At 71.0% G+C, this 24,955-nt stretch carries 18 protein-coding genes, 1 tRNA gene and 2 pseudogenes; 5 read left to right on the top strand and 16 right to left on the bottom strand.

The window, feature by feature from the left end; genetic code table 11:
- Positions 1-15: 15 nt before the first annotated feature.
- From HED23_RS13275 to HED23_RS13265, 3 genes are read right to left on the bottom strand one after another with little or no spacing between them, the layout of a single operon-like run.
- Positions 16-1,980 carry a substrate-binding domain-containing protein gene (locus HED23_RS13275; protein ID WP_203183622.1) on the bottom strand — a complete coding sequence of 655 codons (1,965 nt, stop codon included), beginning with the start codon at positions 1,978-1,980 and terminating at the stop codon, positions 16-18.
- The gene (locus HED23_RS13270; protein ID WP_203183621.1) at positions 1,970-3,508 is read right to left on the bottom strand and encodes a sugar ABC transporter ATP-binding protein; all 1,539 of its coding nucleotides are present in this window, start codon (positions 3,506-3,508) and stop codon (positions 1,970-1,972) included. Before HED23_RS13270 ends, HED23_RS13275 begins: the two co-directional genes overlap by 11 nt.
- Complete coding sequence (locus HED23_RS13265) at positions 3,505-4,521, bottom strand: LacI family DNA-binding transcriptional regulator (RefSeq protein WP_203183620.1); 1,017 nt, start codon at positions 4,519-4,521, stop codon at positions 3,505-3,507. The genes HED23_RS13270 and HED23_RS13265 overlap by 4 nt, the downstream gene beginning before the upstream one ends.
- A gap of 720 nt (positions 4,522-5,241) precedes the next feature.
- Here HED23_RS13265 and HED23_RS13260 point away from each other — a divergent pair.
- The 3 genes from HED23_RS13260 (at position 5,242) to HED23_RS13250 (ending at position 7,896) form a co-directional block, all read left to right on the top strand.
- Positions 5,242-5,661 carry a hypothetical protein gene (locus HED23_RS13260; RefSeq protein ID WP_203183619.1) on the top strand — a complete coding sequence of 140 codons (420 nt, stop codon included), beginning with the start codon at positions 5,242-5,244 and terminating at the stop codon, positions 5,659-5,661.
- Positions 5,662-5,809: 148 nt separating this feature from the next.
- The gene (locus tag HED23_RS13255; RefSeq protein ID WP_203183618.1) at positions 5,810-6,400 is read left to right on the top strand and encodes a carbonic anhydrase; all 591 of its coding nucleotides are present in this window, start codon (positions 5,810-5,812) and stop codon (positions 6,398-6,400) included.
- A gap of 8 nt (positions 6,401-6,408) precedes the next feature.
- Positions 6,409-7,896, top strand: a complete 1,488-nt coding sequence (locus HED23_RS13250) for a SulP family inorganic anion transporter (protein WP_203183617.1) — start codon at positions 6,409-6,411, stop codon at positions 7,894-7,896.
- A 115-nt stretch (positions 7,897-8,011) separates the two neighbouring features.
- Here HED23_RS13250 and HED23_RS13245 read toward each other — a convergent pair.
- A tRNA-Leu gene (locus HED23_RS13245) sits at positions 8,012-8,099 on the bottom strand.
- A 190-nt stretch (positions 8,100-8,289) separates the two neighbouring features.
- On the opposite strand from HED23_RS13245, the gene HED23_RS13240 reads away from it, so the two are divergent.
- Positions 8,290-9,627: a DUF2254 domain-containing protein gene (locus HED23_RS13240; RefSeq protein ID WP_203183616.1), complete on the top strand. Its 1,338-nt coding sequence runs from the start codon at positions 8,290-8,292 to the stop codon at positions 9,625-9,627.
- Between the two features lie 9 nt (positions 9,628-9,636).
- On the opposite strand, the pseudogene HED23_RS35050 reads toward HED23_RS13240, so the two are convergent.
- Positions 9,637-9,885 (bottom strand): annotated as a pseudogene (locus HED23_RS35050) (aldehyde dehydrogenase); the annotation flags it as partial.
- Between the two features lie 2 nt (positions 9,886-9,887).
- Between HED23_RS35050 and HED23_RS13235 the strand changes: the two are divergent.
- Positions 9,888-10,196, top strand: a pseudogene (locus HED23_RS13235) (MFS transporter); the annotation flags it as partial.
- Between the two features lie 65 nt (positions 10,197-10,261).
- Here HED23_RS13235 and HED23_RS13230 read toward each other — a convergent pair.
- The 11 genes from HED23_RS13230 to HED23_RS13180 form a co-directional block, all read right to left on the bottom strand.
- Positions 10,262-11,326 (bottom strand): sugar phosphate isomerase/epimerase family protein, encoded by a 1,065-nt coding sequence (locus HED23_RS13230; RefSeq protein WP_203183615.1) that lies wholly within the window; start codon positions 11,324-11,326, stop codon positions 10,262-10,264.
- Positions 11,327-11,367: 41 nt separating this feature from the next.
- On the bottom strand, positions 11,368-12,759 hold the full coding sequence (locus HED23_RS13225) for a nucleotide pyrophosphatase/phosphodiesterase family protein (RefSeq protein WP_203183614.1): 1,392 nt from the start codon (positions 12,757-12,759) through the stop codon (positions 11,368-11,370).
- On the bottom strand, positions 12,756-13,931 hold the full coding sequence (eboE, locus tag HED23_RS13220) for a metabolite traffic protein EboE (protein ID WP_203183613.1): 1,176 nt from the start codon (positions 13,929-13,931) through the stop codon (positions 12,756-12,758). Before eboE ends, HED23_RS13225 begins: the two co-directional genes overlap by 4 nt.
- 3 nt (positions 13,932-13,934) lie before the next feature.
- Positions 13,935-14,783: a TatD family hydrolase gene (locus tag HED23_RS13215; RefSeq protein ID WP_203183612.1), complete on the bottom strand. Its 849-nt coding sequence runs from the start codon at positions 14,781-14,783 to the stop codon at positions 13,935-13,937.
- Positions 14,780-15,418 carry an EboA domain-containing protein gene (locus HED23_RS13210; protein WP_203183611.1) on the bottom strand — a complete coding sequence of 213 codons (639 nt, stop codon included), beginning with the start codon at positions 15,416-15,418 and terminating at the stop codon, positions 14,780-14,782. The genes HED23_RS13215 and HED23_RS13210 overlap by 4 nt, the downstream gene beginning before the upstream one ends.
- Positions 15,412-16,275: a sugar phosphate isomerase/epimerase family protein gene (locus tag HED23_RS13205; protein WP_203183610.1), complete on the bottom strand. Its 864-nt coding sequence runs from the start codon at positions 16,273-16,275 to the stop codon at positions 15,412-15,414. Before HED23_RS13205 ends, HED23_RS13210 begins: the two co-directional genes overlap by 7 nt.
- Complete coding sequence (locus tag HED23_RS13200) at positions 16,272-17,429, bottom strand: SCO3242 family prenyltransferase (protein ID WP_203183609.1); 1,158 nt, start codon at positions 17,427-17,429, stop codon at positions 16,272-16,274. The genes HED23_RS13205 and HED23_RS13200 overlap by 4 nt, the downstream gene beginning before the upstream one ends.
- A complete protein-coding gene (locus HED23_RS13195) occupies positions 17,426-18,544 on the bottom strand; it encodes an inositol-3-phosphate synthase (RefSeq protein ID WP_203183608.1) in 1,119 nt (372 codons plus the stop codon). The genes HED23_RS13200 and HED23_RS13195 overlap by 4 nt, the downstream gene beginning before the upstream one ends.
- A gap of 95 nt (positions 18,545-18,639) precedes the next feature.
- On the bottom strand, positions 18,640-22,347 hold the full coding sequence (locus HED23_RS13190; protein ID WP_203183607.1) for a ThuA domain-containing protein: 3,708 nt from the start codon (positions 22,345-22,347) through the stop codon (positions 18,640-18,642).
- A 329-nt stretch (positions 22,348-22,676) separates the two neighbouring features.
- Positions 22,677-23,681 carry a sugar phosphate isomerase/epimerase family protein gene (locus tag HED23_RS13185; RefSeq protein WP_203183606.1) on the bottom strand — a complete coding sequence of 335 codons (1,005 nt, stop codon included), beginning with the start codon at positions 23,679-23,681 and terminating at the stop codon, positions 22,677-22,679.
- Between the two features lie 12 nt (positions 23,682-23,693).
- Positions 23,694-24,914: a Gfo/Idh/MocA family protein gene (locus HED23_RS13180; protein ID WP_203183605.1), complete on the bottom strand. Its 1,221-nt coding sequence runs from the start codon at positions 24,912-24,914 to the stop codon at positions 23,694-23,696.
- Positions 24,915-24,955 lie beyond the last annotated feature (41 nt).

Genomic DNA, 24,955 nt, shown 5'->3' with positions numbered 1-24,955 from the left:
TCGTGCCTTCCGTGCTCAGGAGAAGTCGGCGACGTTCTGGCGGGTGACGACCTTGACCGGCACCTTCACCATGCTGTCGACCTTCTTGCCGTCGGCCGCCCGGACCGCGTTCTTCACGGCGATCTTGCCCAGTTCCTTGGGCTGCTGTGCCACGGACGCGTACAGGGTGCCCGCCTCGACCGCCGTCAGACCGTCGGGGGTTCCGTCGAAACCGACGACGGAGACGGACTCGCCGGCCTTGCTGCCCAGTGCCTTGACGGCGCCGAGCGCCATCTCGTCGTTCTCGGCGAAGACGCCGGTGATGCCGGGGTGGGACTGGAGCAGGTTGGTCATGACGTCGAGACCCTTGGTGCGGTCGAAGTCGGCAGGCTGGGTCGCCACGACCTTGATGCCCGGGTACGACTTGATTCCTGCGGCGAAGCCCGCGCCGCGCTCACGGCTGGCGGAGGTTCCTGCGGTGCCCTGGAGGACGATGATGCTGCCCTTGCCGCCCAGCCGGTCGGCAAGTGACTCGGCGGCCAGCTTGCCGCCCGCCACGTTGTCGGAGGCGACGAGCGTCGCGGTCTCGGCCTTGTTGACCCCGCGGTCGGCGGCGACGACCGGGATGTCCGCCTTGTTGGCGCTGCGGACGCCGGGCCCGACCGCGTCGGAGTCCACCGGGTTGACGATGACGGAGTCCACCCCGGAACTGGTGAAGTTCTCCAGCTGGTTCGCCTGCTGCGAGGCGTCGTTCTGGGCGTCGGTGACGGTGAGGTCGACCCCGGCCGCCTCGGCCTCCTCCTGTGCGCCCTCCTTCATCTGGACGAAGAAGGGGTTGTTCAGTGTGGAGAGCGACATGCCCACCTTGGTGGTGCCGCCGGAGGAACCGGACTTGAAGAAGGTAACGGCGGCGATGACGGCCGCCAGGCAGACCACCGCGATGCCGACCTGCATCGCTCCCTTGCGCCCCTTTCCGGGTGATCCGGGAGCGGCGGACGAGCCTCCGGCGGAGGCGGCCCCGGATCCGGCCTTGCGGCGGAGCGTGTCGAACAGCACGGCGAGGGCGATGACGACGCCGATGACGACCTGCTGCCAGAAGGCGGACACGGAGAGCAGGTTGAGGCCGTTGCGCAGCACCGCGAGGATCAGGGCGCCGATCAGGGTGCCGGATGCCTTGCCGACTCCGCCCGCGAGGCTGGCTCCGCCGATGACGACCGCGGCGATCGCGTCGAGTTCGTACCCCTGCGCCGCCTGCGGCTGTGCGGAGACCAGGCGGGAGGCGAGGACGATACCCGCGACGGCCGCGAAGAGCCCGGACAGGGCGTAGATGGCGAGCTTCTGCTTCTTGACGCGCAGCCCGGAGAGCCGGGCCGCTTCCTCGTTGCCGCCGATGGCGTACATGGAGCGGCCGATGTAGGTGCGGCCGAGGATGAGTGCCGCTATCAGACCCATCGCGATCATCACGAGGACGGGGACGGGAAGCCAGCCGCCGAGCGTGTCGCCGAGGACGGAGACGGAGTCCGGGAAGGGGATCGGCCTGCCCTGGGAGATGACCAGGGACAGCCCTCTGGCCACCGAGAGCATGGCCAGCGTCGCGATGAACGAGGGCAGCTTGCCGTACGCGACGAGGGCGCCGCTGACGAAGCCGCAGGCGATGCCGGTTGCCACGGCGATGATGACCGCCAGCCAGACGGGCACGCCGGCGGACGTCGCAGACCAGGCGAGGACCGTGGCGGAGAGTGCGGCGACCGATCCGACCGAGAGGTCGATGCCCGCCGAGACGATGACGAAGGTGACACCGAACGCCAGGATCGCGGTCACCGCGGCCTGGACGCCGACGTTCAGGAGGTTCTGGGTGGTGAGGAAGTCGCCCGAGAGCAGCGACATCGCCACCAGGAGGACGACCAGCGCGCTCAGTGCGCCGTTGTCGAGCAGGAGGCGGCGGAGGGTGTGTCCGGCGCCGCCCGCGTGCGCCTTGCTCGGATGCGTGTCAGTGGCCACGGGGGCCCTCCTCTGCCTTCTCGGTGGGTGTGGTGACGGGTGCGGCGCTGACGGCGAGTGCCATCACCGCGTCCTGGGTGGCTTCGTGTGCGGGGAGTTCCCCCGCGATGCGGCCCTGGGCCATGACCAGGACCCGGTCGCTCATGCCGAGGACCTCGGGCAGGTCGCTGGAGATCATCAGGACGGCGTGTCCGGAGGCTGTCAGCTCGTTGATGAGCTGGTAGATCTCGACCTTGGCTCCGACGTCGATCCCGCGCGTGGGCTCGTCGAGGATCAGCACCCGGGTGTCCGCCAGGAGCCACTTCCCGATGACGACCTTCTGCTGGTTGCCGCCGGACAGTGTGCGGACGTGCTGGCCGAGACCGGCCATCCGTACGCCGAGCTGCTCGGCGATGCGGGCGGCGGCGGCGCGCTGTCCCTTGACGTCGACGAGTCCGGAGCGGGTCGCCGAGCGGAGGGTGACCAGGCCGAGGTTCTCCTGCACGGAGGCGTCGAGCACGAGGCCCTGGCCCTTGCGGTCCTCGGGGACCAGACCGATCCCCGCGCCCATGGCGGCGGTCACGTCGTGCTTGCCCAGCCGTTCGCCCTGTACGTCGACGGTGCCGGCGTCGTAGGGGTCCGCGCCGAAGACGGCGCGGGCGACCTCGGTGCGGCCCGCCCCGACGAGTCCGGCGAGGCCGACGACCTCACCGGCCTTCACGTCGAAGCTGATGTCGTGGAACACCCCGTCGCGGGTGAGCCCTCGGACGGAGAGCAACGACGGACCGGTTCCCGGGCGTTCGCGCGGGTACTGCTGGTCGATGCTGCGCCCCACCATGAGCTGGACGAGCTCCGCCTCGGGTGTCGAGGCCGGCACCTGGTCGATGCTGCGGCCGTCGCGCAGGACGGTGACGCGGTCACCGAGGGCCGCGATCTCGTCGAGGTGATGGGTGATGAAGACGACGCCGACGCCGTCCGCGCGCAGCTGCCGCACGATTCCGAAGAGCTTGTCGACCTCCTCCGAGGTGAGGACCGCGGTCGGCTCGTCCATGATCAGGACGCGTGCGTCCAGGCTCAGCGCCTTCGCGATCTCGACCATCTGCAGCCGGGCGATGCCCAGTTCACGGACCCTGACCCTGGGCGAGACGTGCAGCCCGACCCGGCGCAGGAGCACCTCCGCGTCGGCCTCCATGCGGCGGCGGTCGATCATGCCGAAGCGGCGGGGCTGGCGGCCGAGGAAGATGTTCTCGGCGACCGTCAGGTCGGGCACCAGGTTGAACTCCTGGTAGATGGTCGCGATCCCGAGCTTCTCCGCGTCCTGTGCTCCGTGGATGCGTACCTCCCGGCCTCCGGCGAAGATCCGTCCACGGTCCGGGCGGTAGGCACCGGAGAGCATCTTGATGAGGGTGCTCTTGCCGGCGCCGTTCTCACCGAGCAGTACGTGCACTTCACCGCTGCGCAGGTCGAAGTCGACACTGTCCAGGGCGACGACGCCGGGGAAGGTCTTGCGTACGCCTTCGATGCGCAGCAACTCGACTGATTCGCTCACTCGTTGCTCCCGGGGGTGGAGGTGCGCTCGCCGCAGGAGCTGCGTACGACGAGGCTGGCGGGCAGGGTCACGGACTGTGGGGGGCGGCCCTCGACGATGTCGACCAGGGCGCGCACGGCGGCGCGTCCGAGGTCGCCCGTCGGCTGGGCGATCGCGGTGATCGGCGGGCCGGTGTGGACGAACCACGGGATGTCGTCGAAGGCCGCGATGCCGATGTCCTCGGGGACGCGCAGGCCGCGTGCGCGGATGGCGTCCAGTGCGCCGAGCGCCATGAGGTTGTCGGCGGCGAACACGATCTCGGGCGGGTCGGGGAGCGAGAGGAAGTGCTCCGTGGCGCGCCGGCCGCTGTCCGCCTGGAAGTCGCCCTGCCCGATGTAGGCGTCGGGCAGGGCGAGCCCGTGGGAGCGCATCGCTTCCCGGAAGGCCTCGACACGTTCGTTGCCCGTGGTGGTGGCCGCCGGGCCCGCGATGATGGCCAGCCTGCGGTGGCCGAGCGCGTACAGGTGGGCGACCAGGTCCTGGATGGCGCGGTGGCCGTCCGCGCGGACGACGGGGATGTCCACTCCGGGGATCCAGCGGTCGACGAAGACCATCGGGGTACCGGTGCGCGCGACGTCCAGCAGCAGCGGGGACTCGCCGTCGGCGGGCGAGACCAGGAGTCCGTCGATCCTGCGGTCCAGGAGTGTGCGGACGTGGTGGTCCTGCTGCTCGGGCCGCTCGTCGGCGTTGCCGATGATCACGCTGTACCCGAGCGCGCGGGCCTCCTCCTCCACGGAGCGGGCGAGCGCGGTGAAGTACGGATTGAGTACGTCGCTGATGACGAGCCCGAGGGTGCGCGTCTGGTCGGTGCGCAGCGAGCGTGCCAGCGCGTTGGGCCGGTAGCCGAGGGCTTCGACGGCGGCGTGGACGCGTTCGCGTGCGTCCGGGCTGACGGAGGGATGGCTGTTGAGGACGCGGGAGACCGTGGCGACAGAGACTCCTGCCTGGGCCGCGACATCCTTGATGCTCGCCATTTCCGGACCACCTCCTTGTGGTTTCCGTGCGCCTCGAAACCAGCGGAACGAGCCGTGGAATCGATTACACGGGAGATTGGAATCGATTACACGGCTGAAAACAACCCCTTGGCCTCGGCCCGAGACCCGATCGTGACACGGGTGCCCACAGGGAGCGCGGAAGGCGGTGCGCGCGCGGAGCCGGGGGCGCGGGAGCCCTGGGGCTGCCGGGCCGGCCGGCCGCCCCGCCCATTCCCGATGGCCGAAAAGGCCACTCGTGGAAACCGCTAATGGTGTCCAAAAATAGCCGTCGCCTATTCGGAACCGGTGGACGACAGGCATCCGGCACTTGAGCATCGGGCATCGCCGACAGCACCCGATAACGGGGGTGCCTATCTCTTGGGGCACTCCCTTCCACTGACCGGTTTACGCGCACGCATTTCAGCCACATCTATTCGGACAGGCCGGCCGGACGGCCGCGTGACGGGCCCCGGCCTCGACGGACACATGGCTTGACCTGGCCTTCCTGATGCCTCCAGGGGCGGACCCCCGATCGGCCCGGCATCACGAGGCGGAAGGTGGACAGTGACCGGCTTTTCCCTCTGAATGGATTTTCCGCACAGACGATTTCACTCTTCGAGTGCCCGACTTTCACACTCTTCACGCGAGGTTAACCTGACAGGAATTTCCGCCTGTTAGCGTCTTCCGCACGAGCACATGAAGTGGGTGAGGAGGCGCAGGGTGCGAGATGCGACGGCCCGGATCGTGCTGTCGATCCTGACCGCAATCCTCATGGCCGTGCAATTCCCGGTTCCCGCCACCCCCTTCGCATCCGCCCACAGCGCCCTGGAGTCCGCTCCCGGCCCTTCGGAGACGCGCGCGGCCGGACCTGAGGTCCTGAACGTGACGCAGGCCGTGCAGGAGTACGCCCCGTGCGGACCCCCGGTCCAGGAGGGGGACCCGCACGGCGCGCTGCGCACCCGCGACCGGCACCGCGCAGCGGTCCAGTGCACCACCGACACCCTCTCGCGCTGTCTGGTGACGGGTGACACCGAGGGCCGGCCCCGGACCTCGGAACCCGTCGCGCCGGCCGTCCCGCACCACGCGTCGAGATCCTCGGCCTCGCACTCCCCCGCCGCACTCCAGGTGTTCCGCTGCTGAGCCGGCCCACGGCACGCGAAGACCTCGCCCGCAGGCTCCGCACCGCCCGGTAGAGGCGGCATGCGGCCATGTCCGCGTGCCGCCCGCATCCCCGTTCTCGTACGTACGCCGACGCGCTCTCAGCCGCGCGCCAGGAGGAACAACTGTCATGCAACCCCTCATCGATCACGCCCGATCCTTCCGCGAGCGGTCCACGGAGCGTCCTGAGGAGTTCGCCCGGCTGGCCCGGGGCCAGTCCCCGCAGGTCCTCTTCATCACCTGCTCGGACTCCCGGGTCGTCCCCGCCCTCATCACCGGAGCCCGTCCCGGTGAACTCTTCGAACTGCGGACCGCCGGCAACATCGTCCCCCCGTACACCTCCCGGCAGCCCACGAGCGAGGCGGCCACCGTGGAGTACGCGGTGGAGGTGCTCGGGGTCTCGGACATCGTCGTGTGCGGCCACTCGCACTGCGGAGCCGTCGGCGCCCTGGTGCGTGGCGACGACCTGACCGCCGTGCCCGCCGTGCGCGACTGGCTCGCACACTCCGCTCCCCGTCCTGAAGGGGCGGTGGAGGACCCGGCCGTGGCCGAGGCCGTGAAGAACCACGTGCTGACGCAGTTGCTGAGGCTGCGCTCCTATCCATGCGTCGACAAGGGCCTGACCGGGGGACGACTGCGTCTGCACGGCTGGTTCTACGAGGTGCACACAGGAGCGGTACTGACGCACGACGCGGCCTCCGACACCTTCCAGACGCTGTGAGGGCCCGCATGGACCTCCGAACGGCGTTTCCCCATCTGCGACAGGACTTCACCGCCTCGGTCGTCGTCTTCCTCGTCGCCCTGCCCCTGTGCGTGGGCGTCGCCGTGGCCTCCGGCGTGCCGGCGGAGCTGGGGCTGATCACCGGCATCGTGGGCGGCCTCGTCACGGGCTTCATGCGTGGCAGCAGCCTTCAGGTGTCCGGGCCCGCCGCCGGTCTGACCGTGCTGGTCTTCGAAGCCGTCCGGACGTTCGGGCTCGCCGCGCTCGGAGTGATCGTGCTCGCCGCCGGACTGCTCCAGCTCGCCATGGGCGCGCTGAAGCTGGGGCGCTGGTTCCGGGCCATCTCGGTCTCGGTCGTCGAGGGCATGCTCGCCGGCATCGGGCTCGTGCTCATCGCGGGACAGCTCTACGCGGCGGCCGGCCTGGAGGCCCCGGCGTCCGGCCTGGACAAACTGGCCGGGCTCCCCGGCGCTCTGGCCGAGGCGGTCGTCAGCACCGAGGCGCTCACGTCGCTCGCGGTCGGCGCCGGCACCATCGTTGTGATGGTGCTCTGGAAGCACCTGCCTGAACGGGTGAGGGCGGTCCCGGGGGCTCTCGCCGCGGTCGCACTCGCCACGATCACCTCACTCGTGTTCAGCCTGCCGGTCGCCGAGGTCGAGGTCCAAGGGCTGTTCGATGCCGTCCGAGTTCCCGGGCTCGACGCGTTCGGCGGGCTGGCGAGCGTGAGCATGCTCGGGACGGTCCTGGCCTTCACACTGATCGCGTCCGCCGAGAGCCTGTTCAGCGCGGCTGCCGTGGACCGTCTCCACGACGGTCCACGCACGCAGTACGACAAGGAGCTGATGGCGCAGGGCACCGGAAACACGGTGTGCGGGCTGCTGGGTGCGCTGCCGATGACCGCGGTCATCGTACGCAGTTCCGCCAACGTCCAGGCGGGAGCGAAGACCAAGGCGTCCCGGGTCCTGCACGGTGTGTGGCTGCTGCTCTTCGCGGCGCTGCTTCCGTCGGCCCTCGCGCTCATCCCGCTGCCGGCCCTGGCCGGGATCCTCCTCCACGCGGGCTGGAAGCTGATCCCGCTGCGTACCGTCGTGACGCTGTGGCGCGGACACCGGGGTGAGGCACTCATCCTGGTGGCGACCGCCGTCGCCATCGTCACGGTGAACATGTTCGAGGGCGTCCTGATCGGCCTGGCGCTCTCCGTGGTCAAGACGGCCTGGGACGCCTCGCACATCAGCCTGGACGTCGTCGACAAGGGAGCGGGCCCTGTCCAGGCGTACCTGTCGGGGAACGCGACCTTCCTGAGGCTGCCGAAGATTCTCGACAGCCTGGAGGACCTGCCCCAGGACCGTCCCGTCGAACTGGACCTCTCCGGCCTCCATCACCTGGACCACGCCTGCCGCACGGCGCTGGAGAACTGGGCGGCTCGGCACAGTGCCCCCGGCACGGAGCCCGTGCAGCTGACCGAACCGGCCATGGCGAAGGCCGACTCCGGCTGACGCAGTGGAGCCCCGGCCGCGCGCCTCCCACCCCTGCGGCCGGGGCCTCCCGGCCGTCGGGCCGTGCGACACGGCCCCACAACGCAGAAGAACCCCACCGAAGCGGGGTTCCTGCTGGTGTCCGAGGGGGGACTTGAACCCCCACGCCCGATAAAGGGCACTAGCACCTCAAGCTAGCGCGTCTGCCATTCCGCCACCCGGACAAGGTGTCTGTCGTCCCGGGGTCCTCCCCGTGGCGACAAAGAAAACAATACCAGGGGTTTGGGGTGCCTCTCACCTGCGTTTTCGGTGGTCAGTGCGGTGCGGACTCCCTCGGACCGGACCCGGCACCGGCTTGCGCACGCTCCGTGGCGTGCCACGTACACGGAGTGCTCCCGGGCTACCGTCGCGGGCATGACTGGGAAGAGCGGCCCGAGCGGCGGGGGCGAACGCGTGCACCGGCCGCCCCGCGCGCTGGCCTCGCTGCGCGAGCGGCTGCGCGACACCTTCTGGTTCGCGCCGGTCACTGGGCTGGTGTGCGCCGTCGTCCTGTGGTGGGTCCTCTCGGATCTGGACACCGGCATCGTCACGCACCTGAAGGAGGAAGGGGCGTACGAGGAGCTCGGCGATCTCCTCGCCTTCGCCGTGGACGCCCGGACGATCGTCACCACGGTCAGCGCGGCGATGATGACCTTCATCGGTGTCGTCTTCAGCATCTCGCTGGTGGCCGTGCAGATGGCGAGCGGCCAGCTCACCCCGCGCGTCGTCCGGATCTTCGTACGGAGCGGTATCAGCAAGCTCACGCTGACCGTGTTCCTGGCGACCTTCGCGTTCTCGCTCCTCGTGCTGACCTCGTACGAGGGCGGGCCCGAGCCGGATCCCCGGCGGGTGACGTCGGCACCCCTGCTGCAGAGCCTGCTCACCCTCGGCCTGGTCGGCCTGAGCCTGCTGCTGTTCGTCGCCTATGTCTCGTCCACGCTGCGGCTCATGCAGGTCGGCCCCGTCCTGGACCACATCACCCGTGAGTCGCTCCGCGCACTCGCGCGGCAGCCGGCGGGGACGGCGGAGGAGCCGCCGCCGGGGCCCGGCACGGCACATCTGGTGCACCGCGGGCGGGCGGGGGTGCTGCGGGAGGTCGCGGTGGCACGGCTCGTGCGGGCGGCGCGACGCGACGGGGTCGTGCTGCGGCTGGTGCCTCGGATCGGGGACTTCGTGGTGCCGGGCACACCGGTGCTCGCCGTGCACGGCGGGGCCGCCCTCTCCCCTTACGCCCTGAGGCGCGCGGTCTCGGTCGGCGTCGAGCGCGCCCTGCACCAGGATCCGTCGTTCGGCTTGAGGCAGTTGTCCGACATCGCGCTGCGCGCGCTGTCGCCCTCCGTGCACGATCCGACCACCGCGGTGCAGTGCCTGGACCGGATCGTGCAGTTCCTCGCCGTCGCCGTCCATCTGCCGCTCGCACCGCTGCACCACAGGGACCGCCGGGGCGACGTACGGCTGGTCCAGGAGGTGCCGGGGTGGACGGATCTCGTGGATCTCGCGTTCGAGGAGATCCGGTGGTGCGCTGCGGAGAGCCCTCAGGTCACACGGCGACTGCTCGCCGGGCTCGACGACCTGCTGCTGCTCGCCGCCGAGGAGCGGCGTGAACCACTGCTCAGACACCGTGCGCTCCTGGTGGCGGCGGTGGAACGCACGGTGCACGAGGCGGCCGGGCGGGCCTTCGCGCTGCGCCCGGACCGTCAGGGGATCGCATGAGCGGCGTGGCTACGGCATGAGGTGGTAGTCAGGGAAGTTGCCCGGCAGCCTCTCCCCCTCGGGGCCGTCGGTCACGGCCCGTACGAGCAGTTCCCCACCCACGAACGCGCCGCGCCAGGAGGCACCGAAGCCTCCGAAGAGCTCCTCCCGGTCACCCCTCGAACGCGGCTTGCCGTGACCGGTCTTGAAGGCGCGGATCTGCGGGGCCAGTCGTTCGTACGTCGCCGGGTCGTCGGTGGAGAGGGTCGCGACCAGCGCGCATATCCGGTTTCGGCGGTGGGGCCATCTTCCCGATGTTCGCCACGATCACCGCGGACTACTTCGGTGAGAACAACAACGCCACCAACTACGGCATGGTCTACAGCTCCAAGCTCGTCTCCGGACTCGGAGCGGGGATGGGGTTCATGGTCGTCGACGCCTGGGGGCTCAACGGCGCCTTCATCCCGGCGGGCAGCATCTCGTTCTTCGCGGGATTCCTCGCCCTGTTCCTCGCGGCACCCGGCCGCGACCGGAAGGGCAACCCTCTGGTCAAGGCCGAACCGGCCCCGGTGAGCCGGGAGACCGACTGATCGCACACATACGCGTGGGGCCCGGTTCCGGGAACCGGGCCCCACGCGTGTGCGCTCAGGCGTCGTCAGTCGCCGCAGCGGCCCTCGCGGAGCGAGTGCAGGTGCTCGCTGGACTTGCGGGCGAAGGCCAGGGATTCGACCGGGTTGTCGTGCTCGGTCTGCCAGTGGTGGTAGGTACGGCCACGCTGCGTGCGGGCGGTGACCCGGCTCAGGAAGTTCTTGTAGTCGATGTCCCCGTCGCCGACGTCCGTCATCCTGTAGCCGTCGCGGACCGAGTCGTCACGCGTGCCGTCCTTGACGTGGAAGAGGGGGTAGCGGTCGGGCTGCTTGAGTACGTAGTCGATGGGGTTGAAGGGCGCCGGGGTGCCGTCCGCCCGCTTGCCGAAGCGGAACTGGGCGCAGAACGCCCAGTAGATGTCCATCTCGAGATAGACCAGGTCGGGGTCGGTCTCGGCGAGCAGGACGTCGTAGAGGCGCACCTTCGGCTTGTCGGTGGCGAAGGAGAACTCCTCCGCGTGGTTGTGCTGGTAGAACTTCATGCCGCGCTTGCGGGCGGCCGCTCCGTAGGTGTTGAAGTCCTCGGCGGCCCGCTTCCAGCCGTCCACCGTGGAGCCGTAGCGGAAGGGTCCGGAGGCCGTGCCGATGTGCTTGAGGCCGAGGGCTTCGGCCTCGTCCAGGACCTTGGTGAGGTTCTGGGCGAAGGTGTAGGCGCCCGGATTGTTGTCGTCGTAGTAGCCGACGTGGCTGCCGATGGGGTTGAGGCCGTGGTCCTTGGCCAGCCTCTTGAGCTGGGCGAGCGTGATGGCGCCGGCGGAGCCCTGGGTGTATCCGGCGAACTCGATCTCGTCGTAGCCGTACTTCTCGAGCTCGGCGAAGACCGGTGCGAAGCCGAGGGTGGAGACCTTGTCGCGGAGGCTGTAGAGCTGGATGCCGAGGCGGCCGGGGGGCAGGACGGCACGGCCCTTGCCGTGGCCGTGTCCGTGGCCGGGTGCCTTGCCGCCCTGCGGGCTCGTCGCCTGGGCGGCGGCGCCGCTGAGGAGTGTCGCGGCCGTGGCTCCGGCGGCGACGCCGAGGACGTTGCGGCGGCTGAGTCTGCTCGCGAGCTCGGGGTCCTTCGAGGTGCGGCTCATGATCACGAATCTCCCTTTGAACGTGCGGGCGGAACGGATTGTCAGTGCAGTCCTGCAAGCTGGAGGAGCAGGGACTTCACTTCGGTGGCCTGGACTCGGCCGTCGAACGCGTGGGGGGTGGAGCAGAGGATGAGCGGACCTTCGTCGTCGCTCGTGGGCAGGCGGCCGTGGCTGCCGCGGATAGGTGAGGGATCCAGGGGCACGACCGCCATGCGGTAGCGCATCCCGAGCTTCTTGCGTGCCACCGCCGAGACCGCCTTGACCCGGACGTAGGGGTCCTGGGGGTCCATGAACAGCTCGACGGGGTCGTAGCCCGGTTTGCGGTGGATCTCGACGAGCTGTGCGAAGTCGGGCGCACGGTCGTCGTCGAGCCAGTAGTAGTACGTGAACCAGGCGTCCTTCTCCGCGACGGCGACGAGCTCACCGGAGCGGGGATGGTCCAGGTGATGGGCCTTCTTGCCCTCGTCGTCCAGGAGCTGCTCGATCCCGGGCAGGTCTGCGAGGGCTTCCCGCGTCGCGTCGAGGTCCTCGGGCCGGCGTACGTAGACGTGGGCGAGCTGGTGGTCGGCGACGGCGAAGGCACGGGAGGCCATCGGGTCCAGGTACTCCATGCCGTCCTGGGTGTGGACCTCCAGCAGGCCCGCGCGGCGCAGGGCGCGGTTGATGTCCACCGGCCGGTCGACACGGGTGATGCCGTACTCGGAGAGGGCGACGACCGTGCGGCCGCCGGCCCTCGCGTCGTCGAGCAGGGGCGCCACCGCGCGGTCGAGGTCGGCCGCGGCCCGGTGGGAGCGGGGGTCGTCGGGGCCGTAGCGCTGGAGATCGTAGTCGAGGTGCGGGAGGTAGCAGAGGGCCAGGTCGGGGGTGCGGGTGGCGAGGACGTGGCGGGTGGCGTCGATGATCCACTGCGAGGAGACGAGGTCGGCGCCGGGGCCCCAGAAGTGGAAGAGGGGGAAGGTGCCGAGCTTCTCGGTGAGCTCGTCGTGCAGCGCGGGGGGCCTGGTGTAGCAGTCGGGTTCCTTGCGGCCGTCGGCGTAGTACACGGGGCGGGGGGTGACGGTCCAGTCGGTGTCGGCGCCCATCGCGTACCACCAGCAGATGTTGGCGACGGTGTAGCCGGGGTGGGCGCGCCGTGCGGCGTCCCACAGCTTGTCCCCTGCGACGAGCCCGTTGTGCTGGCGCCACAGGAGGACGTCGCCTAGCTCGCGGAAGTACCACCCGTTGGCGACGATGCCGTGCTCGGCGGGGGTGGTGCCGGTGAGGAAGGTGGACTGGGCCGCGCAGGTGACGGCGGGCAGGACGGTGGAGAGGGGGGCCGTCGATCCGGCCATCGCCTGGAGGTTGGGCATGTGCTGGAGCAGCTGGGGGGTGAGGCCGACGACGTCGAGGACGAGGAGCGGGGTGGGTCGCGGGCCGGTACCGGGTGCGGTCACGGAAGCTCCTTCAGTCCGAGGTCGGCGAGGAGGTCGCGGGCGAGGGTGAGTTCGGCGGCGATGCCGTCGGCGAGCTGGGTGCGGGTACGCGGCCGGAGTTCGGCGGGCAGTGCCTGCCAGGTGTACGTCTCGACCTCCAGGTGCCGGGTGAGGGACGCGGGCCCGCCGACGAGCCTGTTCAGCACGGACTGGAGCACGGGGAGGGTGGAGGTGAGCGGGGGTGCGGGGGGTGCGTGCAGCGGGACGTGGAAGTGGGAGCGCCAGGGTGTGCCGTCGGGAAGCGCTCCGCCGGACACCGCCTCGTCGAGGTCGTCGGTGCCGCGGAGGCCCGCCGTGGTGAGGGTGCGTGTCTGGTGGAGGAAGCGGGGTTCGGCGAAGGCGCCCAGGGCGGCGCGCACCTCGGCAAGGTGCGGGTGTTCGGCGTGCAGCGCGGCGGAGAGCTGTGCCTTGACGACGGGGATCCCGGCCGTGTGCAGGGCGTCGAGCGCGGTGTCCGGGTCCTCGAAGGAGGTGGCGAGGTGACAGGTGTCGACGCAGACGCCGATGCGGTCGTGGCCCACCGCGGCGAGGGGGCCGATGGCGTCGGCGGTGGTCTCCACGGTGCAGCCCGGTTCGGGTTCGAGGCCGATCCTGATGGACTTGCCGGTCAGCTCGGCGAGGGCGTCGAGCCGCTGCGCGAGTGTGGTGAGCGCCTTCCGCGCCGTGCCGGCGGCTGTGGGGTCGTCGGCGAACGGGGTGCGCCAGGCTATCGGCAGGGTGGAGATCGTGCCGTCGGTGACGTCGTCGGGGAGCAGGGCGGCGAGCAGCCGGGCCAGGTCGGTGGTGTGGGCGAGCCGCTCGGGATCGGTCCAGTCCGGTGCGTAGACGCGGTACTTGACCTCCTGGGCCCCGAAGCCCTCGTAGGGGAAGCCGTTGAGGGTGACCACCTCCAGGCCCCGGTCGTCGAGCTCGGCGCGCAGGGAGCGCAGCGCGGCGGGGTCGTTGATCAGGGCGCGGGCGGCGTCCTTGGCGAGCCAGAGGCCGATGCCGATGCGGTCCCGGCCGAGCCGTCTGCGTACGGGCTCGCAGTGGTCGCGCAGCTGGGCGCGGACTCCTGCGAGGGTCTCGGCGGGGTGCACGTTGGTGCAGTACGCGAGGTGGACGGTGGAGCCGTCGGGGTGGCGGAAGCGCATCGGTCACTCCCCGCCGCGGAGGATGGAGTTGCCCTCGTGGAGCGGGCCGGGAGCGGTGGTGTCGAGCTGGAGCCGGCCGCTCTGCCCGTAGAAGGCGACGGGGTTGCGCCAGAGGACCTTGTCGACCTCGTCCTCGTCGAATCCGGCCTTCAGCATCGTGTCGGCGACCTTGCGGGTCTTGAGCGGGTCGCTCTTGCCCCAGTCGGCCGCCGAGTTGACGAGGATCCGGTCGGTGCCGTGGTTCCGCAGGACCGTGATCATGCGGTCCTCGTCCATCTTGGTGTCCGGGTAGATGGAGAATCCGGCCCAGCATCCGCTGTCGAGGGCGTCCTTGACGGTCGTCTCGTTGAGGTGGTCCAGCAGGACCAGCTCCGGGGCGAGGTCCGATTCGCGGATGACGTCGATGGTGCGGTGCAGGCCGGCGAGCTTGTCACGGTGCGGTGTGTGGACGAGGGCGGGAAGGCCGTGGCCGGCGGCGAGCTGCAGCTGGGTGGCGAGGGCGGTGTCCTCGGCGGGGGTCATCGAGTCGTAGCCGATCTCACCGACGGCGACGACGGAGTCCTTGACGAGGTAGCGGGGCAGGGCGTCCAGGACGGGGGTGCAGCGGGGGTCGTTCGCCTCCTTGGGGTTGAGGGCGAGGGTGCAGTGGTGGGCGATGCCGTACTGGGAGGCGCGGAAGGGTTCCCAGCCGAGGAGGGCGTCGAAGTAGTCGAAGAAGCTGGCGGGCGAGGTGCGGGGCTGGCCGAGCCAGAAGGAGGGTTCGACGACCGCCCGGACCCCGGCGTCGTACATCGCCCGGTAGTCGTCCGTGGTGCGGGAGGTCATGTGGATGTGGGGGTCGAAGATCCTCATCGGGATTCCTCCGTGGACGTGGGGGCGGTGGCGGGCGCCGGGGCCGTGAGGTCGAGGACGGTCCGCAGACCGGCGGGGACGGCACGCCCCGCCGCGGTGCGCTCGGCCGCGAAGTCACCCAGCATGCGGGCGAGTTCGGCGTCTCCGCCGGCGCGCTCGCCGAGCCGGTCGAGGGCCTCGACGGGGACCTCGGTGAAGAGGCATTTGAGGACGGCGTGTCGCCAGCCGTGTGCGTCGAGGTGGGCCGCGCCGTACGGGCCGACCGCAGCGGCGACCAGCCGGGTGTCGTTGGTGCGCAGGGCGTCCTCGACGAGCGGGAGTGCGGTGGCACCGAGGTCGAGCCGGTGCAGGGTGAGGAGGACGGCGCGGCGTTCGGCGGCGGTGCCCTGCTCGTAGAGCCTGGTCACGGCGGTCAGCCCAGCCCGGGCTTCGACCAGCAGGAGCGCGCGGACGGAGTCGGCGTGTTCGAGTCCGCAGTGTCTTCCCGCCGACGCGAACTGCAGTTCCCAGGGTGGGTTGCCGCTGTCCGCGTCGGGGTGGGCCGCGGCGTGCGCTGCCTCTGCGAGCGCCTCGTCGAGCCAGGCCCTGGCGGCCCCCCGGAGCCGGTCGTCGAGTTCCTTGCGGCTGATCAGCACGGTGCGGCTCCGTTCGTCGTTCCGATGGCGCGGCGCAGGAAGTCGATGGAGCTGCGGGCGAGTTCGGGGCCCGCGTGGGAGTGCCGGGGCAGTTCGACGACGGTGAGGCCGGCGTATCCGGTGGCGGCGAGCGCTTCGAGCACGGGCGGGAAGTCGATCTCGCCGTCGCCGAACGGCAGGTGTTCGTGGACACCGCGTCGCATGTCCTCGATCTGGACGTGTCGCAGCCAGGGGGCGGCCTCCTTCACACAGTCGACGGGTGAGGCCGGCTCCAGGCACTGGCAGTGGCCGATGTCGAGGGTGAGCCCGAGGGGGCCGGGGTCGCCGATGAGAGTGCGGAGGTGGTGGAAGTCGGCCAGCGCACCGAGGAGGTGGCCGGGTTCCGGTTCGACGGCGAGGGGGATGCCCGCGCGGTCGGCGGCCTCGAGTACGGGGGTGAGTGCGCCGGTCAGCCGCTGCCAGGCGGTGTCCGTGGCGGTGTCGGGTGGGGTGATGCCGCTGAAACAGTGCACGGCGTGGGCTCCGAGGTCGGCGGCCACCTCCACGGAACGGACGAGCAGTGCGGTGCGAGCGGCGCGGGCGTCGGGGTCGGGGTCGAGCAGGGACGGGCCGTGTTTGCGCCGGGGGTCGAGGACGTATCGCGCGCCGGTCTCGACGGTGACGCCGAGGCCCAGTCCGGCGAGCCTGCCCGCCACTCGGCGGGTACGGGCGGCCAGGTCGGGGGTGAGCGGGTCGAGGTGCATGTGGTCGAGCGTCAGGCCGACCCCGTCGTAACCCAGATCGGCGAGGAGGCCCAGTGCGTCGTCGAGCCGGAGGTCGGTCAGCCCGTTGGTGCCGTAGCCGAGGCGGAGGGTCATGTGGGGCTCACCTTCCGGGAGAGCGCGCGGGCGAGGGGGACGAGCCCCATGACCGCGAGCCCGCCGAGGGGCGCCCCCGCCCTGGCCGTCAGTGCGGCCTGGAGCGGGATCATCGCCCGGATACCGCCGCCGACGGCCCGTTGGGTGAGGGGCGGGGAGGGGTTGAGGGCGGCGTGGAGGACGGGGACACCTGAGGTACGGAGGTAGGCGGCGACGAGGGCGGGGAGCAGCAGCCGTTCGGCGGGCGTGCGGGGTGGCTCCCCCGGCGACGGCCGGCCGCGCAGGACGGCGGCCCCGATTCCGGCGACACCCGCGAGGGCGGCCAGCGGTGCGCGGGTGGATCCGCCGTGCGCCTCGTGGAGCGACACGGCGGTCACGGCGTAGGTGTGGGCGCCGAGTGCGAGGGCGGCGGGGAGCGCGGCAGAGGGGACGTGCGCGGCGGCGGACCGGGCGGGCGAGGTCGCCCCTCCCCTGCCGCCCTCCGCCGACGTCGCCACTCTCCTACCGCCCTCCGCCGATGTCGCCACGCTCCTGCCGCCCTCCGCCGACATCGTTGCCACCGTCGCGGTCGCGCCGAGAAGCAGGTCCAGGGTGCGGGCCGAGGCCATCGCGGCCGGTCCCAGCTTCGTGTGCTTGAGGTGCAGGTCGTAGGCCCAGACCGTGGCCGCCAGGCCGGATGCGACGGCCAGAGCGGGTCGGCCCGCGCGAGCGGCCAGGGCCAGACCGGCCGCCGTCAGGGCGCCCGCTGCGGCGAGAGCGGCCCCCGGTGCGACGCGGCCCGAGGGGATCGGGCGGTGCGGGCGGTCGACGGCGTCCTCCTCGCGGTCCGCCCAGTCGTTGAGTGCCATGCCCGCCTCGTACAGGCACAGCGACGCACCGGCGGCCAGTGCCGTGCCCCGGCCGGGCCGCAGGCCGGCGGCGGCCGCCCCGGCGAGCGCGTCACCCGGCACGGTGAACAGCGCGGACACCCGGAGCAGCTCCGCCCAGGCCCGGAGGCGCGCGCGGGCGCGGGGCCTGTCCGGTGCGGGCGCAGTCCCGCCCGCACCGGACAGGCTGACTGGGGCGACCCGGACGGGGGCGGCCGGGGTCTGCGGCCGGGTACCGAGCGGGCTCGGGGTTCCGGTCAGCGCCGTGAGCAGCCGGAGGGGCCTCATCGGGCGTCCCGCAGGCGGTCGGCGAAGGCCAGCAGTGCCGCGTACTGTTCGGGCAGTGCGGCGGGCCCGCCGTCCGGGTCCTTGAAGTAGAAACCCAGTTCGGGCCGTGGTCCGGTGAGGCCCGTCTCGTGGGCGCGGGCCAGCAGCCTGGCCAGATCCAGGATCAGCGGTGCGGCGAGGGCGGAGTCGCAGCCCTGCCAGATCGTCTGGAGGATCATCCGCGAGCCGAGGAATCCGTCGAAGGCTATGTGGTCCCACGCGGTCTTCCAGTCGCCCATCGCCGGTACGTCGTCGATGTGGACCTCGCCTTCCGGCGCCACCCCGAGCGTGTCGGCGAGTACGCGTTCCTTGCCCGCGTTCTTGGCGGCGGCCGCCGCCGGATCGGCCAGCGCCGCCCCGTCCCCGCCGCCCAGCAGGTTCGTGCCCGACCAGGCGCGCACCGGCAGCGCCCGCTGGACGAACATCGGCGCGAGCACGGAACGGAGCAGCGTCTGGCCTGTCTTGCCGTCGCGTCCGGCGTGGGGAAGTCCGCAGGAGTCGACGGCGTCCTGGAGGTGTGGGCTGCGCAGCCCTGTGGAGGGGGTGAAGTTGACGTAGGGGCAGCCGGCGCGGAGCGCGGCTGCCGCGTACAGGGAGCTGGCGGGCAGCCGGGAGTCGTCCTCGCCGGGTGCGGGTTCGGTGGAGGCGACGTTGATGACGACCGTGCGGGCAAGTCCGTGGCGGTGCCCGAAGTCCTCGATGTCGGCGGCGAAGGCGGCGACGATCTCCTCGTCGGTGCGGGTGTCGCCCGGGAGGGGGCCGCCGGGGCGTATCCCGGCGTCGGCTGCGGTGAGTTCGGCCTCGACCGCCGAGGGAAGTCCGTGGGGGAGCACTCCCCCGGCCGCGAGGGCCTCGGCCCGCTTGGGCAGGGGGCAGTCGAGGGTGTCGTGGCCGCCGAAGACGAGGGAGGTCAGCGGTGGCAGGCCGCTGTCCGCAAAGGGCGGTGTCTCGGTGACCATGCCGGTCGGCGGGTGGAGCCCGGCCGCGATGGCCGCGCACCCCGCGGTGGCGGTGGTGGCGACGGAGCCGCGTGCTCCGATGAACCAGACTCCGGTAAGAACGGCGTGTGCGGTCACGGGCTGCCTCCCTGGGGGGACGAAGAGGGGTGGTGGACGGCGGGCGGGGAGGAGTCGTGCTTCCCCGCCCGCCGTCGGGTCAGGAGGTGGCCGCCCTACGCCGAGGGCAGCTCCTTCAGCTGGATGTCGCGGAAGGACACCTGGTCGTCGGCTCCGTGGTTCTGGAGACCGATGTAGCCGTCCTTGAGGCTGCGGGCCGGGTCGGTGTTGGTGAAGTCGTTGATCTTCACCCCGTTGAGGAAGACCTGGAGCCGCTCGCCCTGCACCTTGATCTCGTAGCTGTTCCACTGGCCGGGCGGCCTCAGGACCCGGTCACGCGCCTTGATGTCGGCGGACTTGAAGGTGTACACCGCTCCGGTCGTGCGGTCCGCCGCGTCGGTGGCGTCGATCTGGACCTCGTAGCCCTTGTTCACCGCGGACCACGGGTCGTCCGACTCGGGGAAGCCGACGAAGACGCCCGAGTTGTCGTCACCCGCCATCTTCCAGTCGAGCTTCAGCGAGTACGACTTCAGCTCCTTGGCCTGGTAGGTCAGCAGTCCCATGCCGCCTTCGGAGCGCAGCTCGCCGTCGGCCACGGCGAACTTCCCGGGGCCGGCCTGCTTCCAGCCTTCGAGCGTCTTTCCGTTGAAGATCGACCGGTAGCCGGTGTCCGGCTTGCAGTTGGCCTTCACCTGCCCGGCGGTGTACCGCAGACCGCCCAGCAGGTGCTGGCGGAAGGCGGGTTCGGCGTAGGACTCCTTCGTGTGGCCGAGGCCGGTGTAGAAGGAACGCCCGCCCTGGTAGGTCTGGCACCAGGCGATCGGGTGGTCGCCCTTCATGTTGCCGCCGGTGTAGGTGGTCTCGTCCAGAGTGGCGAGGACCTGTGCCTTGTCCCGGGGGTTGGTGCGGTAGTTGTACCACTCGTCGGAACGGTCCCAGGCCTCGTCCAGGTGCGCGGTCGCCGGGTGGTCGTGGTTCTCCACACGGACGGTCGCGGGCTGGATCTGCGGGTGCGAGTCGAAGTAGGCACCGACGAGCCCGCCGTAGAACTCCCAGTCGTACTCCGTGTCGGCCGCGGCGTGGACGCCCATGTAGCCGCCGCCGGTGGACACGAAGTTCTCGAACGCCTTCTTCTGGTCGGCGTTCAGGATGTCGCCGGTCGTCGACAGGAAGACGACGGCGTCGTAGCGCGCCAGGTTGCTGGTCGTGAACTGGCCGGCCTCCTCGGTGGAGTCGACCGTGATGTTGGTGTCCTTGCCCAGTTCCTTCAGTGCCGCGATGCCCGCGGGGATCGAGTCGTGCCGGAAGCCGCCGGTCTTGGAGAAGACGAGGACGCGCTTCGCGGTGCGGTCGACGGGGCTGTTCGAGAGCTCGAAGTCGTCCACGTCGTACAGGGCTCCAGCTCCTCCCTTGAAGACCAGGAAGAGTTCCGTGGCCTTCTTCGGTGCGCCGCGCAGCGGCACGTCGATGTCCTGGAAGGTGTCCCAGCTGCCGGTCACGGGGACGGGCGCGGAGCCGAGGATCTTGCCCGTGGGTGATCCGGCCCGCACTTCGAGGAAGCCGCCCGCTCCGGCCGAGGAGGTACGGGCCGTGAGCTTGGTGGAGCCGTCGAGGATGTACGGGGTGAAGGAGATCCAGTCGTCGTTGTCGATGTCCCCGACGGTCCTGCCGCCGTGGGCACTCGTCTTGCTCGGTGTGGTGACGCCGGAGGAGTTGTCGAAGTGCTCGGCCTGGCGGTGGCGAGGCTGGAGCTTCGCACCGTCACGGCCGGTCAGTGCGGCCTGTCCGCCGCCGCCACCGTCGGTGTAGGAGGCCGAGATACCGCCGTAGATGTTGGCGTTCGGGTCGTGGCCGCCCTCCATAGCGGTCTTGATGGTGCCCTCGCAGCCGTGCTCGGTGGTGATGTCGTGGCCGTGGCTGTCGTGGCCCAGGGTGAACTTGACCTCGACCTTGGAGCAGTCGACGGTCCCGTCCTCCGGGTCGGTGACGGTCACCTTGAACGGCACCTCGTCGCCGAACTCGAACGGCTGCCCGTCGGCCGGGGCCTGCAGGACGACGGTGGGCGCCGTGTTGCCGACGGTGACGTGCACGCTCGCCGAACCGGTGCGGCCGGTCGGGTCCTCGGCGGTCACGGTGGCGACGTAGGTGCCGTTCTTCTTGTACGTGTACGTGGGGTTGGCGGCCGTGGACTTACCGCCGTCCCCGAAGTCCCACGCGTACGTCAGGGCGTCGCCGTCGCCGTCGGCCGTCCCGGCGGAGGAGAACTTGACCTTGAGCGGTGCGACCCCGGACGTCTTGTTCGAGGATGCCTCGGCGATGGGTGAACGGCCACCCGTGGCGTTCTCGATGCGGTACAGCGCCGAGTGCTCGTCGCCTCCGAACCAGGAGAGGCCGTAGTCGAGGACGTACAGCGCGCCGTCGGGCCCGAACGCCATGTCCATCACCTGTGTCCCGGTCCACGGGATGTCGTTGATGGACTGGACGGCACCGTCGGCGTCCTGCTCGACGCGCTTGATCCACTGCCGGCCGAACTCTCCGGCGAAGAAGTCCCCGTCGTACTCCTCGGGGAACTTCACCGGCGAGTCGAGGTCGGCGTCGTAGCGGTAGACGGGCCCGCCCATCGGGGACTCGGATCCGCTGCCGAAGTCGGGCACGGAGGCGCCGTCGTACGGGATCCACGCGGCCTCGGAGGGAGGCAGGTCGACCAGGCCGGTGTTGTACCGCGACTCGTTCTTCGGGGCGGCGCAGTCGAAGGCCGGCCCTGAGGTCTTGGTCGCGAAGTCGTAGTCCCTGTAAGGGTCGTTGGCTCCTGTGCAATACGGCCAGCCGAAGTTCCCGGGCTTCGTCACCCGGGCGAACTCCACCTGTCCCGCGGGTCCGCGGTTCGGGTCGGCCGCGCCGGCGTCCGGACCGTAGTCCCCCACGTAGAGGATGCCGGTCGCCTTGTCGACGCTGAAGCGGAACGGGTTGCGGAAGCCCATCGCGTAGATCTCGGGGCGGGTCTTCTCCGTGCCGGGCTCGAAGAGGTTGCCCTCGGGCACGGTGTAGGAGCCGTCGTCGGCCACCTTGATGCGCAGGACCTTGCCCCGCAGGTCGTTGGTGTTGCCGGAGGTGCGGCGGGCGTCGAACGCCGGGTTGCGGTCGGGCCGGTCGTCGATCGGGGTGAACCCGTCGGAGGCGAAGGGGTTGGAGTCGTCACCCGTCGAGAGGTAGAGGTTGCCCTGCGCGTCGAAGTCGATGTCTCCGCCGACGTGGCAGCACATGCCGCGCGTGGCGGGGATGTCGAGGACCTTCTTCTCGCTGGCGTTGTCGAGGGTGCCGTCCTCGTTCAGCACGAAGCGGGACAGCCGGTTCACACCGTCGAACTTCGCGAAGTCGGCGGCGGTGCCGGTCTCCGGGGCGTCGCCGGCGGGGGTGTCCAGCGGGGGCGCGTAGTAGAGGTAGATCGCCCGGTTCTCGGCGAAGCCCGGGTCGACCCCGACCCCTTGGAGCCCTTCCTCGTCGTGCGAGTAGACGGGGATGGTGCCGGAGACCCGGGTGTTCCCCGCGCTGTCGGTGATCCGTAGCTCGCCGCCCCGCGAGGTGTGCAGCACGCTGCGGTCGGGGAGCACCGCCAGTGAGATGGGTTCGCCGGTCTCTGCCGCGCCCTTGGCGAGGGTGACCTGCTGGAAGTCCTCGGCGGCGTCCTGCGCGGCCGCGGCTGCCTTGACGTCGGCGGTGGCGGCGGGCGAGGAGCCCAGGGTGAGGGTTGCGGCTGCGAGCAGTCCGCCGGTGAACAGGGCGAGGGATTTTCGGGCGCGGAGCCGTCTGCTGCTTCTGTGCACGTGCGTCCTCCGGGGTGTGCCGGTTGTTCGGGCGGGTGAGGTCTGCCGGTCCGCGCGGGGACTGCCGCGCTCGTCAACGGGGCTGTGGGGGCCCCGGTGACGCTAGTCATGTCGTGTACACGTAGTGGACGGTAGCTGTGTTCGTCCGGTACGGAAAGCCCTTGCACAGGGACTGGGTTGAGCTTCTGCCCGCGCCAGGACAAAGGCGGTTCAGAGCATGGCGAACAGCCCCCCGGTGCCCTCCTCCGGACGGAGGCGGGGGCTGGGCTCACAGGTGCCGGCGATGGAGGCGCGGGGCCCGGAACGGAACTCAGGCCCCGCGCTCCCGGCTAGTCGCCCCCGCCGAACGCCGCGTCGAACGAGGCGCTGGGCGGGTCGAAATCGAACCGCTTCAGCGAGGCCAGCGCCTCGGGCGCCCCCGTCAGCCGGTCCATGCCCGCGTCCTCCCACTCCACGGAGACCGGACCCTCGTATCCGATGGACCGCATCATCCGGAAGACGTCCTCCCACGGCACGTCTCCGTGTCCCGCGGAGACGAAGTCCCAGCCGCGTCGCGGATCGCCCCACGGCAGGTGCGAGCCGAGACGCCCGTTGCGGCCGTCGAGGCGCTTACGGGCCTCCTTGCAGTCCACGTGGTAGATCCGGTCCCGGAAGTCGTACAGGAAGCCGACCGGGTCGAGGTCCTGCCACACGAAGTGGCTCGGGTCGAAGTTCAGCCCGAACGCCGGCCGGTGGTCCACGGCCTCCAGGGCCCGGTGCGTGGTCCAGTAGTCGTACGCGATCTCGCTCGGGTGCACCTCATGGGCGAAGCGCACGCCCTCGGCGTCGAATACGTCGAGGATCGGGTTCCACCGCTCCGCGAAGTCCTCGTAGCCGCGTTCGATCATGTGCGGCGGGACCGGGGGGAACATGGCGACCAGGTGCCAGATCGAGGACCCGGTGAAGCCGATGACCGTGTCGACGCCGAACGCGGCGGCCGCACGGGCGGTGTTCTTGATCTCCTCGGCCGCCCGTCGGCGGACGCCCTCGGGCTCCCCGTCCCCCCAGATGCGGGCGGGCAGGATGCCCTGGTGGCGCTCGTCGATCGGGTTGTCGCAGACGGCCTGGCCGACCAGGTGGTTGGAGACCGCCCAGCACTTGAGGCCGTACTTGTCGAGGAGCCGGTGCCGGCCGTCGAGGTAGCCGGGATCCGACAGGGCCTTGTCGACCTCGAAGTGGTCTCCCCAGCAGGCGAGTTCGAGCCCGTCGTAACCGAAGTCCCGGGCGAGCCGGCAGACCTCCTCCAGCGGCAGGTCGGCCCACTGGCCGGTGAAGAGGGTGAAGGGGCGGGGCATGCGCGGAACCTCCTAGAAGGGGACCGGGGTGTGTACGGAGTTCTTGGCGGCGCTCTCCTCCACGGCGGCGAGAACCCGCTGCACCTGGAGCCCGTCGGCGAACGAGGGCACGGGAGCACGCCCTTCGACGATCGTGCGCACCACGTCACGGGCCTGGTGGACGAAGGTGTGCTCGTAGCCCAGACCGTGGCCCGGCGGCCACCACGCCTCCAGGTAGGGGTGCTGGGGTTCGGTGACGAGGATCCGGCGGAATCCGGCGCTGGTGGCGGGTTCCGTGTGGTCGTGGAAGGAGAGTTCGTTGAGCCGTTCCAGGTCGAAGGCGATCGAGCCCCGCTCCCCGTTGATCTCCAGCCGCAGGGCGTTCTTGCGGCCCGCCGCCATCCGCGTCGCCTCGAAGGAGGCGAGGGCTCCCGACGCGAGGCGCCCGGTGAACAGGGTCGCGTCGTCGACGGTGACCGCCCCCCGTGCGGTACCGTCCGCGGCCCCCGAGAGTCCCGCCGCGGCCCCGGCGAGCACGGGCCTGTCGCGGACGAACGTCTCGCTCACCGCCGACACCCCCACCAGCGGCTCCCCGGCCAGGTACTGGGCGAGGTCGACGATGTGCGCCCCGAGGTCTCCCAGTGCGCCGGATCCGGCACGCTCACGGTCGAGCCGCCAGGTCAGCGGCGATTCGGGGTCGACGAGCCAGTCCTGGAGGTAGGTGGCCCGTACGTGCCGCAGGGCTCCCAGCCGGCCCTCCTCGATCAGCGTGCGGGCGTAGGTGAGGGCGGGCACCTTGCGGTAGTTGAAGCCCACGATCGCCACCTGGCCGCGGGCGGCCGCCCGCTCCGCGGCCTCCGCCATGGCTTCCGCCTCGGCGACCGTGTTGGCGAGCGGCTTCTCGCACAGCACGTGCTTGCCCGCCTCGAGGGCTGCGATGGCGATCTCCGCATGGCTGTCGCCGGGCGTGCAGATGTCGACCAGCTGTACGTCGTCCCGGGCGATCAGCGCGCGCCAGTCGGTCTCCGCCGCCGCCCACCCGTGCCGGGCGGCGGCGGCCTCGACGGCCGTACGGTCGCGTCCGCAGATCGCGGCGAGAGCGGGTCTCACCGGCAGGTCGAAGACGTGTCCCGCGGTACGCCACCCCTGGGAGTGGGCGGCACCCATGAACGCGTATCCGACCATGCCGACGCCGAGCGTCGCCGTCGGCGGCGGTGCCTCGGACACCTGCTCCGTTTCTTCCCTGCGGGCCATGCGGGCTTCCTCCTCGTCGGTGGTTCGGTGGCGGCGGCGGT

The organism is Streptomyces pratensis (assembly GCF_016804005.1).
Lineage (GTDB): Bacteria > Actinomycetota > Actinomycetes > Streptomycetales > Streptomycetaceae > Streptomyces > Streptomyces pratensis_A.
This window is presented reverse-complemented; position numbering and strand designations above follow the sequence as displayed.

Excerpts from the sequence above, each read along its gene's own strand:
- HED23_RS13265 (WP_203183620.1), bottom strand. The coding sequence starts at position 4,521 with ATGGCGAGCATCAAGGATGTCGCGGCCCAGGCAGGAGTCTCTGTCGCC.
- HED23_RS13255 (WP_203183618.1), top strand. The coding sequence starts at position 5,810 with ATGCAACCCCTCATCGATCACGCCCGATCCTTCCGCGAGCGGTCCACG.
- HED23_RS13250 (WP_203183617.1), top strand. The coding sequence starts at position 6,409 with ATGGACCTCCGAACGGCGTTTCCCCATCTGCGACAGGACTTCACCGCC.
- HED23_RS13240 (WP_203183616.1), top strand. The coding sequence starts at position 8,290 with ATGACTGGGAAGAGCGGCCCGAGCGGCGGGGGCGAACGCGTGCACCGG.
- HED23_RS13230 (WP_203183615.1), bottom strand. The coding sequence starts at position 11,326 with ATGAGCCGCACCTCGAAGGACCCCGAGCTCGCGAGCAGACTCAGCCGC.
- eboE (WP_203183613.1), bottom strand. The coding sequence starts at position 13,931 with ATGCGCTTCCGCCACCCCGACGGCTCCACCGTCCACCTCGCGTACTGC.
- HED23_RS13215 (WP_203183612.1), bottom strand. The coding sequence starts at position 14,783 with ATGAGGATCTTCGACCCCCACATCCACATGACCTCCCGCACCACGGAC.
- HED23_RS13205 (WP_203183610.1), bottom strand. The coding sequence starts at position 16,275 with ATGACCCTCCGCCTCGGCTACGGCACCAACGGGCTGACCGACCTCCGG.
- HED23_RS13200 (WP_203183609.1), bottom strand. The coding sequence starts at position 17,429 with ATGAGGCCCCTCCGGCTGCTCACGGCGCTGACCGGAACCCCGAGCCCG.
- HED23_RS13185 (WP_203183606.1), bottom strand. The coding sequence starts at position 23,681 with ATGCCCCGCCCCTTCACCCTCTTCACCGGCCAGTGGGCCGACCTGCCG.
- HED23_RS13180 (WP_203183605.1), bottom strand. The coding sequence starts at position 24,914 with ATGGCCCGCAGGGAAGAAACGGAGCAGGTGTCCGAGGCACCGCCGCCG.